The following is a 12191-nucleotide window of genomic DNA, read 5'->3' as shown; positions in this document are numbered from 1 at the left end:
AGTCATTCCTTTCCTATTATATGGAGAAATTAGTCGGCATAGACTTGTTCATAGAGTGATTCTGGTGTAGGGTCAGGGCTGGCTTCGGCTTCATCAGTAGCTTGGTCGACTTCAGCTTGGAGTTCTTGGTAGATTTTTTCGTCTTCCGCTTCAGTCAGATAGCCTTCTTCGATGAGTTGTGCTTTGAATTTCTTAATGGGGTCATTGGCCTTGACTTCCTCTAATTCTTCTTTGGACCGGTAAACGGTTTGGTCGTCATCGGAGGAGTGGCTGGTTAAGCGGGTGACCATGAGTTCAATCAGGTGAGGGCCACCGCCTTGGCGGACCTTTTCCACGGCTTTTTTGAAAGCCTTGTAGCTTTGGGCAAAGTCAAAGCCGTCTACCCGTTCGCCTTCAAAACCATAGCCAGGACCTCTGAGGGCCAGGGATTCGGCATGGTATTGGTGTTTGGCAGGAACGGAGATGGCATAACCGTTATTTTCCACCACGAAGATGACTGGAAGTTGCATAACCCCGCTAATATTCATAGCTTCAGCACATTCCCCTTGGTTAAAGGAGCCTTCACCTGTGGTCGTGAGGGCGATGCTGTCCGAACCATCCAGTTTGTTAGCTAGGGCGACTCCCGCAGCCACGGGGTATTGGGTCGACACCGGGGAGGAATGGCTGACGATATTGTGTTCTTTGGAGCCAAAGTGGTTAGGCATCTGCCGGCCGTGAGAGTTGGGGTCAGCATCCTTACCAAAGGTGGCCAGGAGAACATCGGTACAGGACATGCCCCACACCATGCAGGCGGTCATGTCCCGGTAATAAGGAAGGAAGAAGTCCTTGTCATGGTCAAAGGCTAAAGCCATGGCTACTAGACCGACTTCATGTCCTTGACCAGAAATATTAAAGGAGGTCTTACCGATCCGGGTTAATTGCCAAATCCGTTCATCGAGTAAACGGCTCCGGACTACATGCTTATAAGCCTCGATAATGGCTTCTTTACTTAGACCAGTACTTGCTAATTTTTCCATGATAGTCAACTCACTTTCTTTATTCGATGGATGAGCTGAAAAGAGCATCCGATTACCACATTATTTTTATTAGCTACTATATATTTTGTGACAGGGTATTATTTATGAATGGCTATATCCATGGCATCTAAAGCGGCCTCTTGGAGGGCTTCGGACAGGCTAGGGTGAGGGTGGACGGTGGTAGCGATTTCTTCATTAGCGGCATTGAGGTAAAGTCCCAGGCTGCCTTCACTGATCAACTCGGAGGCATGGGGGCCAAAAATCGTAATGCCTAGTAGGTCGTCCGTGGCTTGGTCGCGGATGACTTCAATAAATCCGTCACTGGCCTGCTCGATCAGGGCTTTGCCGTTGCCTGCTAGGGGGAAGTGGCCCACCTTGGCTTCAACGCCCTCGGGAAGGTTATCTTGGTTATAACCCACGCTGGCAATTTCCGGAGAGCTATAGACACAACGTGGTAACATGGTGTAGTTGAGCGGGTCACTGGTCTTGTTAACGATATGGTCAACGGCACACTTGGCTTCCGCCATAGCTACATGGGCCAGTTGGAGGGTATTAATGGCGTCCCCAATGGCATAGATATGGCCTTCCTTGGTTTGGAAGTGCTGGTTGACCTCAATCCCTTTCTTACCATATTTAATCGAAGTATTATGAAGGCCAATATTATCAATGTTGGGTTCACGACCAACAGCCACTAGGACCTTGTCAAAAACTTCCTGGTCCTGACCTTGGTTCATGGAGACCAGGACCTGGCCATCCTTGACCTGGGCTTGGTCGACTTGGCAGCCGAGTTTGAGGGAGATGCCTTGTTTTTTAAAGCTTTTGGCCAGGGCTTGGGAAATATTCTTACCTTCGTTGGCTAAGAGCCGGTCCAGGTATTCGATAATGGTGACCTGGCTTCCCATCCGAGCGAGGAAGGAGGCAAATTCTACCCCAATGACCCCGCCACCAATAATGGCGATGGATTCAGGAATTTTTTCTATTTCTAAGAGGCCGGTGGAGGAGAGAATGTATTCCTCATCAATAGTAATATTGGGCAGGTTTTTGTTCCGCGAGCCGCTAGCAATAATGACGTTTTTGGGAACGATAATACTTTCTTCTTCCTTGGGATCATTTGGACTTACTGCAATGGCGCCCGAATTGGGAGAGAAGATAGAAGGCCCTAAAACTGCCCCGTGCCCCTTTAGGAGGTGGACCTTGTTTTTCTTGACTAAGCCTTCCACCCCAGTTACTAATTGTTTGACTACGGCATTTTTATAGGACTGGACTTTTTCCATCTTGACCTGGGATTGGCCGCTACTTTCAATCCCAAAGTCCTGGGCCTGGTCGACCGTGTCTTTAACATGGGCGGCTTGTAAGAGGGCCTTGGTAGGGATACAGCCCCGGTTTAAACAGGTTCCCCCGACTTTGTCTTCTTCGATTAAATAAACCTCTAAGCCGAGTTTGGCTGCCTGGATAGCGGCCACATAGCCGGCGGGTCCGCCACCGAGTACGACTAAATCTGTATTGATCATCAACCGTCACCTTTCTTTCTATAAATCTTGCTTGAATAATTAGCTTTGTTTACGGTTTATTCACTTGAAAATAAAAAGAGGCGAAAAGATATGGATTTATAGTAAGTAAGCGCTTTCTTTTTCACTTTTATTATACTCATCCTTAGGCCATTTCGCAAAGGTTGGACTTAATTTATAAGAAGAAACTATTAATTATTTGCCGACTAGAAACCATGTTTATAAGACTGCTGGAGAAGATGTGTTTTTTAGAAAAAGATTAGTCAGTTGGTGAATTTTTTTTTAGATTTCTATTGATCTTATTTTAGTTGTTCGGTATAATGTGAAAGATTGTTATTAGATATAACCATTCCCAAATCATAGGAGGTGTCATTCATGAAGAGAACTTATCAACCAAATAAACGTCGTCGTCAAAAGAAACATGGCTTCCGCAACCGTATGAGTACAAAAAATGGTCGTCACGTTTTAGCGCGTCGTCGTCAAAAAGGCAGAAAACGACTTTCAGCATAAGACCACAAAGCGCTGTGGTCTTTTTTTATTTAGTGTCGAGGAGGGAATACAATGCGCAAGAGCTACCGAGTCAAGTCAGAAAAAGATTTTAGCTTGGTTTTCCACCAAGGAGACAGCAAGGCGAACCGGCAATTTGTAGTCTACTCCATCGAAAAAGAGCAAAAACATTTTCGGGTTGGACTCTCTGTGGGAAAAAAGATCGGCAATGCGGTGACCCGCAACCGGGTGAAACGGTTAATCCGCCAGGCGCTGACCGAGTTAAAACCTTATATTAAAAGCAATGTCGACTTCATCATCATTGCCCGTAAGCCAACTAAGGACATGAGCCAAGACCAGGTTAAGTCCAGTTTGATCCACGTCATGCGCTTACAGGGCCTCTTCCACACTGACCCGTCTAGGCCAGTAGAAAGAAACGAGAGGGCAGAAAGTGAAAATTAAACAAAATAAAAAACACCTGCTAGTTCTGGGGATGCTCTTAGTTGGGGTCCTTGTCTTGAGCGGGTGTGCCAGAGCCGGCGGTATGGAGCCGATTACAGCCGATTCCACGGGCTTTTGGGACCGTTTGCTCTACATGCTATCGCAAATCATCATTTGGTTATCAGGGGTCTTTGGTAACAGCTATGGGATGGGAATTATTGTCTTCACCATCTTGGCCCGCCTCCTTTTAACCCCGCTCTATCACTTACAAATGAAGAACACGGAGAAGATGCAAAAGATGCAGCCTGAACTTCGGGCTCTGCAAGAAAAATATGCTTCCCGTGATGCGGAAACCCAACAAAAACTCCAAGAAGAGACCGCCAAACTGCAAGAGAAGTATGATACCAACCAATTTGCTGGCTGTCTCCCCTTACTCATCCAACTCCCGATTCTGACGGCCCTTTACCAAGCCATCAGTCGGACAGAAGCCTTAACTAATGGGCATTTCTTATGGATGGAATTAGGAAAGCCAGATCCTTACTTTATTTTACCGATTATTGCTGCGGTATCGATTTGGTATTCGACCCACCTCAGTCAGATCGCTTCAGGGATTAAGTCGGGATCGATGACAGCTATGCAATACGTTATGCCTGTCTTTATTTTCTTTGTTATGATGAACTTACCAAGTGCTTTGGCCTTATACATGGCAACAGCCAATGTCTTTACCATTGGCCAAACCCTATTGATCAACAACCCTTATCAAAAACAAAGGGTTCGCCATGAAGAAGAGGCCAAGGAAAGAGATTTGGAACGGCGCTTAGAGAAAGCCCGTCGTAATCCACGAGGTAAAAAGCGTAAGTAATAAGGAGCATCAAATATGAAATTAGAAACTTATCAAGGCGCCAGCGTTGAAGAGGCGATTGCAGCAGCTAAAGAAGGGCTCCAAGTCAGTGACATCCCGATGGAAGATGTCAAAGTCCTCCAAGAGCCTAAAAAAGGTTTCTTTGGTTTTGGTAGCCAACCAGCCATTATTCAAGTCAGCCTAGCGGATGATGAACCCAGTGTTGATGAGATTGTGGCTGAAGTAGCTGTTGAAGCAGAAACAGTCACTGACCCAGCAGCTGATACAGAGCCGGCCACGACTGAAGTGGTCGAAGAAGCGACTGTGGTTGAAGCGCTTGATGATAGCCAAAGTGTTGCCAGCCAAGCGACTAGTGAATCAAGCAGTGACAGCCAAGTCGCTGATACACTCGATAGTCAAAGCACTAGCCAAGTTGATGAAAGCGCCAGCGCCGACTTAGAGCCAGTGGAAAGTCAAAGTGAGCCAGCCAGCCAATCAGTAGCAGCTGACTACTCTGAGAGTGCCAGCCAGTCTCAAGACGCAGATGAAGAGGATGATGAAGAAGCTTCCTATCCTTTCGACTGGGGCGTTGAAGATGTGGCCCACTATCTCATCGATGTCATGGAAGCCTACCTGGTGGACGTGACTATTGACGTTGAAGATATGGATGACTTAATTATCTTCCATATTAATACCGACAAACCGGGCTTAGTCATTGGTAAGCATGGTAAGATTATCAATTCCTTAGAAACCCTGGCTCAGATTCTTACCCATTCCCATGTCCGCAAACGGGTAGCCGTTGAAGTCAATGTGGGTGACTACCGGGAACGTCGTGAGCAAACCTTGGAAAAATTGGCGGAAAGAACCGCTGACCAAGTGACCGTGGAACGTGAAGATGTCACCTTGAGTCCCTTGCCAGCGCGTGAACGGAAGATTATCCACCGCTGCCTATCCAAGTACAGTCATATTAAAACCCAGTCTCAGGGTCGTGACCCACACCGTTATATGGTCGTGTCCTATAAGGACTAGTGATGTTGTAAGAAGAACTCCAGTGTCTGATGGCGCTGGGGTTTTTTATTTAATAAATGATTTTAGTGAGCATTCCTTTAGTACAAAAATTGCATAAATCAGCCTTTCAGGAGAGAGATTAGCCAAGAAATAAGTCATTTATTTTTTGGCTTTTTTCTTTATGTTTATATTTTATCAAGGCTAGGGGAGGGCTTGTGAAAGGAATTTTTCAGGCTATCTTGGCTTAGTGCTAGTGATTTTAGTACTAGATAACTAATAAGTGCACAAGCATAAAAATGATAAAGCGCTTACATTTTTGCTACAATACTTGTGAAGATAATAAATCCAAAGAAAGGAAGTGTTGTTTCTATGTCAGAGATCAATACAATTGGCGTGATTGGAGCCGGCTCCATGGGGGCAGGGATTGCTAACGTGTTTGCCTCTAACGGTTACCAGGTGATCTTAAGAGATATTGAAGACAAGTTTGTCCAAGGGGGGATAGACCGGATTAGTAAATTCCTCGACGGCAGTGTGAAACGGGGGAAATTAGATGAAGCCGGCAAGGAAGAAGTGCTCGGCCGCATCACCGGAACCACCGACCTCAAGGACTTCAAAGATGTGGACTTTGTGGTTGAAGCCGTTTTAGAAAAGATGGACTTAAAACAAGAAGTCTTTAAAGAAGTGGAAGGCATTGTCCGTGATGACATTGTCCTGGCGACCAATACCTCTTCTTTATCGATTACCGAAATTGCTAGTGCCTTAGAAGATCCTAGTCGTTTCGCGGGGATGCACTTTTTCAACCCACCACAAGTGATGAAGTTAGTAGAAATTATCTATGGCTATGAAACCAGTGATGAAACAGTGGCTGTGGTTAGAGAAGTTGCTGAAAGTATCGGTAAAGAAACCGTGACCGTTCATAAAGACTCCCCCGGTTTCATCGTTAACCGGATCATGATTCCACAAATGATCGAAGCCATTAAGGTGCTCGAGGAAGGTATTGCCACCCCAGAAGACATTGACAAGGCCATGCGCTATGGTTTGAACCACCCCATGGGCTCATTTGAACTTCAAGACTATGCCGGTGTCGATATTGGTTACTATGTCATGGAATACTTCGAACAAGAGTATGGTGACCCACGCTGGACTCCACCAGTCACCATGAAGAATATGATGCGGGCTGGCCGCTTTGGTAAGAAGGCAGGCAAGGGCTTCTATGACTACGATGAAGAGGGGAATCAATTACCTTCTGAACAAGCCAAAAACCAAGAAAAATTACAGGGAAAATAGTTAGATAAGCAAAAGACCTAAACAACGCTAGTCTGGGGGAGAAATGAACTTTCCCAGTCGCTTGGGTCAATATGAGCGAATTAAAGGACAAGGAGAACGATTATGGTTAAAGAATCTAGAGCAGACATTGATGCAGTTGAAAAAATGTTTTATTCCGACCTTTATAACTATGCCGAAGACTTAACCGATGGGGAAAAAGAAGTCCTCCAAGAGGTCGAAAAAGTCCTGAAAGAGGATATCTACCCAGTCTTAGATGAACACTGGGACAAGGCAACTTTCCCCTTAGAAGAAATGCAAAAAATTATTGATATTGACCTGATTCAAAACCCTAAATTATTAGAAGGACGTGAAGATGGGACTATTAGTCAACTCTTCCGTGGTTTCCGAGCCTATACCCTAGCTAAAACCGACCCGGTGATTGGGACCTTCTATACCTCTAATGGGGGTCTCTTCCACGAATGTGTCAAAATTGGGGGCAGCAAGGAACAGCAAGAAAAACTCATGCCTGGCGTTTTAAGCTGGGAAGGTAAGGGTGTTCTCGCTATGACCGAACCTGAACACGGCTCTGATATTGCTGGTGGGATGGCAGCGACCGCTAAACGGGAAGGCGACACCTGGATCTTGAATGGTCATAAGAAATGGATCGGCGGCGGGACTCTGGCTAAGTGGCACGCTTTCTTTGCCCGTGATGTGGATGATGGCCAAGTGAAGATGTTCTTTGTGGAACGGGAAAGTGAAGGGGTAGAAACCTTCAACACCGAACCAAAAGCCTTCTTCCGGATGATGCCTAACGCAGAAATTATTTATACCGATGTTAAAGTGCCTGAATCTCAACGGGCGCAAAATGTGAACTCTTGGAAAGACGCGGCGAACATCCTCCGTAACACCCGGTCTGACGTGGCTTGGTTACTAGCAGGTGCGACAGCTGGGGCTTTTGAAGCAGCCTTGAAGTACACCCGGGAACGGGAAGCCTTCGGTAAGACTGTGGCCAGCTTCCAATTGATCCAAGAAAAATTGTCCCGCATGGCAATGAACGCCCAAGCAACCCTAGCTATCGCAGTCAGATTAGCCCAACAACAAGAACGTGGTATCTACAAAGAAGAGAATTCTTCTATGGCTAAGATGCATAACGGTTACCGGGCTCGTGAAAATGCGGCTCTGGCTCGGGAAGTCTGTGGGGGTAACGGCATTCTCTTGGAATATGACGTGCCACGCTTTATGGCGGATATTGAAGGGATGTACACCTATGAAGGGACCCACGAGGTTAACTCCCTCATTATTGGTCGTTACTATACTGGCCAACAAGCCTTTATTTAAGAAGTTTTCGATAATCAAGCGCTGGATTAAAACTTAGCCGAATAATATAACAAGACGAAAAAAGTGTCTCTTTCACTGATGAGTGAGAGAGACACTTTTTTCTTTGGCTATAAATTACCTTAACTGTCTTGATTTAACCACGTTTTTTATTTTTTTGGGCAAGTTTTTGTCGCTTCCTGCTTCGGGCACCAGGGATTCCCATGGCTTGGCGGTACTTGGCTACAGTCCGGCGGGCTAGGTAGTAGTTATGGAGGGCTAAGTGGTCACTGATGGCTTGGTCACTGAGGGGATGGTGGGAGTATTCCTGATCAATGATTTGGCGAATGAATGTTTCTGCTTGCTTGCGAGTCAGAGATTCGCCATTGGCGGAAACTTTTTTAGCTAGGAGGTCATGAAAACTTAAAATTCGCTGATTATATTGCAAGTATTTGTCCATGATAGCCCGGGAAATGGTTGACTCGTCATAGTCTAAGGCTTGGGCCAAGTCTTTTTGGGAAAGGGGGCAGAGCTGGTTTCCTTGTTGATTTAAATAGGCGGCTTGGTAGTGGACCAGGTATTGGCTAATTTTCAAGAGCAGTTGGTCTCTTTTCTTGAGGGAGAAGACCAGCCAGTCAAATTCTCGTTTTTTCTCTTTGAGATAGGCAAGCGTTTCTGCATCAGGGCTTTGACTTTGCAGGGCTTGGTAATAATTTTGATTAAAACTTATTTTGGGGAGATAGTCTTTAGATACTTGAAGGCTTAGGTCTCCATTTTCTGTTTTGACAATAATATCGGGCAGGGTGTAGGCAGGTATTTCAAGAGAAAAATTACGAGCTGGCCGGGGTTCCAGGCTTTGAATCTGGATAAAGCCCGACTTTACCCGGTCTAAAGGGATGCTTTCTTGCTGAGCGATTTTGTCAAAGTTTCCCTGGGCCAGGTCTTCTAAGTGATCATAGATTAAGGCTTCCACGAATTGCCCGTCAGGAAGCGCTCTGGCCTGTAAAGCTAGACACTCTTGTAAATTACGAGCGCCGATGCCTTTGGGGTCCAGGCTTTGCAGAATACTTAAATAAGTCTCTAATTCTTCTTGACGCCAAGCAAAGAGTTGGCGGGTGACCTGGTCCTCCTTACGGTAGTAACCGTCTTGATCCAGTTGACCGATTAAATAAGCAACTTGTCTTTTTTCATAAGCAGATAAAGACTTCTCTTTGACTTGCTGAATCAGGTACTCATCCAAGGATAAAGCATTGGGATCGGCCAAAGTGTCTGCTAAGGAATAGTCACTCGCCTCATGAGTAAAGGAGGCTTGGACTTGTTGATTTTCACTGATCTCGATAAAGGGATTGCTTTCATAGTAGTTCTTGAGTTCAGTGGCTAAGTCGACCTGGTTCTTTTGTAAGAGTCGGCTGGCATGGACCAATTGAGTTTTGACATAGGGGGATAATTTTTCCTTAATCTTTTGCTGGGTACGGTAATTGATAGCCATAAAAGAACTCCTTAAACACTAATAAGTTATTATGAACACTAGAATAATCTTTGTTTACTATTATATCAGGAAAGTTTTGGCATATAAATTGCTATATATAGAGTAAGAGATTGAGAAAGGAGGTCAGTTGATGACTAAGAAAATATTAATTGCTTCTCACGGACACTTGGCATCTGGCTTTAAATCGTCAATCAAGATCCTTACTGGTCTAGAAGACCAAGTCCAAGTGATTGATGCCTATGTCACGGATGAAGATTATACCAGTCAAATTGACCAATTCTTAGCCGATATTGAGGCTGAAGACCAAGGCATTATCTTTACCGATATCTTTGGCGGTTCGGTTAACCAACGGATCGTTTCCAGGTGTTTACACAGTGATAAGGCTAAGCAAGTTTTTGTGATCAGTAATGCTAACCTGGGAGTGATCCTGAGTGTCTTACTCTCACCTGATGAGCTGAGCGAAGCCAGCTTACAAGCCGAGATCGAAGAAAGTGCCGTTAAATTAGTTCAGTTAGAGGTTGAGGAGTCCGATGAAGACTTCTTTGCTTAAGTCAATAGAATGGAGATTTTTACAATGATTACCCAAATTCGTGTCGATGACCGCTTAATCCATGGCCAAGTGGCTGTAGTGTGGACCAAGGAATTGAATACCCCCTTAATTATCGTGGCTAATGATGCTGCTGCTAGTGATGAAATTACCCAAATGACCTTGAAAATGGCTGTGCCAGAAGGGTCTAAATTGTTGATTCGTTCAGTCGCTGACGCCATTAAAGTTTGCCAAGACCCTAGAGCCGCTGATCGGAAATTATTCGTGATTGTCAATAAGGTCTCCGATGCTTATCAAATTGCTAAGGCCGTTGAGAATACTGAAGCTGTGAACGTGGCTAATGTTGGTCGTTTTGACCAAACGGATCCCGCTGAAAAGGTGGCGCCATTTTCTAGTGTGCAGTTGAATCCAACCGAATTACAAGCGGCTAAAGAGCTTTCTCAACTTTCAGTGGATAGTTTCCACCAAGTTTTACCAAGTAATACTAAGAAAGATCTTGCTGAATCCTTAGCGAGTCTATAAAAATTTAGAAAGGAATTGAATGATGCTTACTTATGCAATAATTGCCTTTTTCGTTGTCTTCTTCTGTTCCTCAGTCACCTATTTGACGGGTCAATCCATGATCGAACGTCCCTTAGTGGTTGGACTAGTGACAGGTTTATGTATGGGAGACATGACCACAGGTATCTTAATCGGAGCTGCCTTAGAGGCCGTCTTTATGGGTAATGTGAATATCGGTGGGGTGATTTCCGCTGAACCGGTAACCGCGACTGCCCTGGCAGTGACCTTTGCTATTATTTCTAATGTTGAACAACAAGCCGCTATTACCTTAGCGATCCCTATTGGTATGTTAGCCGCCTTCGTGGTGATGTTTTTGAAGAACGTTTTTATGAACATCTTTGCTCCAGCACTTGATAAATTTGCACGGGAAAATAACCAAAAAGGTATCGTTTTCCTACATTACTTTAGTTTCCTGGTCTACTTCTTCATCTTAGCTTCTATCACCTTCATCGGTGTCCTCGCCGGAAGTGGTCCGATTGAACAGTTAGTCAATAATATCCCTGAGGCCTTAATGAATGGTTTGAAGGCTGCTGGTGGGCTCTTACCTGCTGTTGGTTTTGCCCTCTTGATGAAGCTCTTATGGAATAATAAATTAGCTGTCTTCTACCTATTGGGTTTTATTCTAACTGCCTACTTGAAATTACCCGCTGTTGCCGTTGCGGCTCTTGGTTTTGTGATCTGTCTAGTCAGTGCTCAACGTGACTTAGAGCTGAATGAATTAAGAAGCCTAAGACAAGCGGCAGCATCAAGCAATCATGTTGCAAACACCGATCAAGCAGAGGAGGATGACTTTTTCTCATGAAATTATTAAGTCAAAAAAAGGCACAAAGTCCTGAAGCCATTGAAGATAAAAAGATGTTGCGGTCAATGTTCTGGCGGTCTTGGACCATTAATATGAGTCGGACCGGGGCTTACCAATACCATGCCATTGGTTTACTGTATACCCTCTTGCCTGCCATTAACCGTTTCTATAAAACTGATGAAGAAAAAGCCGATGCCTTGGTGCGTCATACCACGTGGTACAATGCCACCATGCACTTGAATAATCTGATTACTGGTATTGTTGCGGCCATGGAAAGATCCAATGCCGAGTCTGATGACTTTGACCCTAACTCCATCACAGCGGTAAAAACTTCCTTGATGGGACCAATCTCAGGGATTGGGGATTCCTTCTTCTGGGGGATTTTACGGGTGATTGCCGCAGGAATTGGGATATCCATTGCGTCGACTGGGTCACCTTTAGGAGCTATCATTTTCCTGCTACTCTATAACATTCCAGCTTTCTTAATTCATTACTATATGCTGGATATTGGTTATTCCTTAGGGACCAACTTTATCCGCAAGGTCTATGAATCTGGAGCCATGAAAGTCATTACCAAGGCTTCCTCTATGCTTGGTTTGATGATGGTGGGCTCGATGACAGCCTCCCACGTTAAATTTAAGACTACCTTGTCAGTTGCCGTTAACGGCGGTGGCGACCCGATTTTAATTCAAGAATACTTAGACCAACTCTTTAAAGGTTTAGTGCCCATGGCCGTGACCTTGTTAGCTTTTTATTTAATCCGGAATAAACGCGTGAATGTTAACTGGATTATGTTAGGAATTATCCTCCTTTCAGTCGTTCTGGGACTTTTAGGGGTTGTATAATCTTGTAATTTATCCTTTAATAGATAGTGTGATAAAAATCACAAGATAAGAGGCTGCGATTAAACGT

General features: G+C 44.9%; 13 protein-coding genes. 10 read left to right on the top strand and 3 right to left on the bottom strand.

All coding sequences use genetic code 11. The features are described 5' to 3' along the window. Nucleotides 1-29: 29 nt before the first annotated feature. The gene (locus AWM73_RS08795; RefSeq protein ID WP_060779101.1) at nt 30-1016 is read right to left on the bottom strand and encodes a thiamine pyrophosphate-dependent dehydrogenase E1 component subunit alpha; all 987 of its coding nucleotides are present in this window, start codon (nt 1014-1016) and stop codon (nt 30-32) included. A 98-nt stretch (nt 1017-1114) separates the two neighbouring features. Beyond that, complete coding sequence (gene lpdA, locus AWM73_RS08790; protein WP_060778999.1) at nt 1115-2530, bottom strand: dihydrolipoyl dehydrogenase; 1416 nt, start codon at nt 2528-2530, stop codon at nt 1115-1117. A gap of 369 nt (nt 2531-2899) precedes the next feature. On the opposite strand from lpdA, the gene rpmH reads away from it, so the two are divergent. The 6 genes from rpmH to AWM73_RS08765 all read left to right on the top strand — a co-directional run bounded on the left by rpmH (nt 2900) and on the right by AWM73_RS08765 (nt 7904). Beyond that, nucleotides 2900-3034, top strand: coding sequence for a 50S ribosomal protein L34 (rpmH, locus tag AWM73_RS09020; RefSeq protein WP_013669588.1), 135 nt, complete (start codon nt 2900-2902; stop codon nt 3032-3034). Between the two features lie 51 nt (nt 3035-3085). Next, nucleotides 3086-3472 (top strand): ribonuclease P protein component, encoded by a 387-nt coding sequence (rnpA, locus tag AWM73_RS08785; RefSeq protein ID WP_060778998.1) that lies wholly within the window; start codon nt 3086-3088, stop codon nt 3470-3472. Next, entirely contained in the window at nt 3462-4313 is an 852-nt protein-coding gene (gene yidC / locus AWM73_RS08780; RefSeq protein WP_306301628.1) for a membrane protein insertase YidC, read from the top strand. Before rnpA ends, yidC begins: the two co-directional genes overlap by 11 nt. Nucleotides 4314-4328: 15 nt before the next feature. After that, on the top strand, nt 4329-5321 hold the full coding sequence (gene jag / locus AWM73_RS08775; protein WP_060778997.1) for an RNA-binding cell elongation regulator Jag/EloR: 993 nt from the start codon (nt 4329-4331) through the stop codon (nt 5319-5321). Between the two features lie 348 nt (nt 5322-5669). Further along, the gene (locus tag AWM73_RS08770; RefSeq protein ID WP_060778996.1) at nt 5670-6587 is read left to right on the top strand and encodes a 3-hydroxyacyl-CoA dehydrogenase family protein; all 918 of its coding nucleotides are present in this window, start codon (nt 5670-5672) and stop codon (nt 6585-6587) included. A 102-nt stretch (nt 6588-6689) separates the two neighbouring features. After that, complete coding sequence (locus AWM73_RS08765; RefSeq protein ID WP_060778995.1) at nt 6690-7904, top strand: acyl-CoA dehydrogenase family protein; 1215 nt, start codon at nt 6690-6692, stop codon at nt 7902-7904. Nucleotides 7905-8037: 133 nt separating this feature from the next. Here the strand turns inward: AWM73_RS08765 and rpoN are convergent, their stop codons facing one another. Continuing rightward, nucleotides 8038-9369 carry an RNA polymerase factor sigma-54 gene (gene rpoN / locus AWM73_RS08760; protein WP_060778994.1) on the bottom strand — a complete coding sequence of 444 codons (1332 nt, stop codon included), beginning with the start codon at nt 9367-9369 and terminating at the stop codon, nt 8038-8040. A 130-nt stretch (nt 9370-9499) separates the two neighbouring features. Between rpoN and AWM73_RS08755 the strand changes: the two genes are divergently transcribed. The 4 genes from AWM73_RS08755 to AWM73_RS08740 are packed head-to-tail and all read left to right on the top strand — an operon-like array spanning nt 9500 to nt 12124. Then, on the top strand, nt 9500-9919 hold the full coding sequence (locus AWM73_RS08755; RefSeq protein WP_060778993.1) for a PTS sugar transporter subunit IIA: 420 nt from the start codon (nt 9500-9502) through the stop codon (nt 9917-9919). Between the two features lie 24 nt (nt 9920-9943). Then, nucleotides 9944-10438 (top strand): PTS system mannose/fructose/N-acetylgalactosamine-transporter subunit IIB, encoded by a 495-nt coding sequence (locus tag AWM73_RS08750; RefSeq protein WP_060778992.1) that lies wholly within the window; start codon nt 9944-9946, stop codon nt 10436-10438. Between the two features lie 22 nt (nt 10439-10460). After that, entirely contained in the window at nt 10461-11279 is an 819-nt protein-coding gene (locus tag AWM73_RS08745; protein ID WP_060778991.1) for a PTS mannose/fructose/sorbose/N-acetylgalactosamine transporter subunit IIC, read from the top strand. Then, complete coding sequence (locus AWM73_RS08740; protein WP_060778990.1) at nt 11276-12124, top strand: PTS system mannose/fructose/sorbose family transporter subunit IID; 849 nt, start codon at nt 11276-11278, stop codon at nt 12122-12124. Before AWM73_RS08745 ends, AWM73_RS08740 begins: the two co-directional genes overlap by 4 nt. Nucleotides 12125-12191 lie beyond the last annotated feature (67 nt).

This window comes from Aerococcus urinae, from assembly GCF_001543175.1.
GTDB lineage: Bacteria > Bacillota > Bacilli > Lactobacillales > Aerococcaceae > Aerococcus > Aerococcus urinae.
This window is presented reverse-complemented; position numbering and strand designations above follow the sequence as displayed.

Excerpts from the sequence above, each read along its gene's own strand:
- rpoN (WP_060778994.1), bottom strand. The coding sequence starts at position 9,369 with ATGGCTATCAATTACCGTACCCAGCAAAAGATTAAGGAAAAATTATCC.
- rpmH (WP_013669588.1), top strand. The coding sequence starts at position 2,900 with ATGAAGAGAACTTATCAACCAAATAAACGTCGTCGTCAAAAGAAACAT.
- AWM73_RS08750 (WP_060778992.1), top strand. The coding sequence starts at position 9,944 with ATGATTACCCAAATTCGTGTCGATGACCGCTTAATCCATGGCCAAGTG.
- AWM73_RS08795 (WP_060779101.1), bottom strand. The coding sequence starts at position 1,016 with ATGGAAAAATTAGCAAGTACTGGTCTAAGTAAAGAAGCCATTATCGAG.
- AWM73_RS08740 (WP_060778990.1), top strand. The coding sequence starts at position 11,276 with ATGAAATTATTAAGTCAAAAAAAGGCACAAAGTCCTGAAGCCATTGAA.
- rnpA (WP_060778998.1), top strand. The coding sequence starts at position 3,086 with ATGCGCAAGAGCTACCGAGTCAAGTCAGAAAAAGATTTTAGCTTGGTT.
- AWM73_RS08770 (WP_060778996.1), top strand. The coding sequence starts at position 5,670 with ATGTCAGAGATCAATACAATTGGCGTGATTGGAGCCGGCTCCATGGGG.
- AWM73_RS08755 (WP_060778993.1), top strand. The coding sequence starts at position 9,500 with ATGACTAAGAAAATATTAATTGCTTCTCACGGACACTTGGCATCTGGC.
- AWM73_RS08745 (WP_060778991.1), top strand. The coding sequence starts at position 10,461 with ATGCTTACTTATGCAATAATTGCCTTTTTCGTTGTCTTCTTCTGTTCC.
- AWM73_RS08765 (WP_060778995.1), top strand. The coding sequence starts at position 6,690 with ATGGTTAAAGAATCTAGAGCAGACATTGATGCAGTTGAAAAAATGTTT.
- jag (WP_060778997.1), top strand. The coding sequence starts at position 4,329 with ATGAAATTAGAAACTTATCAAGGCGCCAGCGTTGAAGAGGCGATTGCA.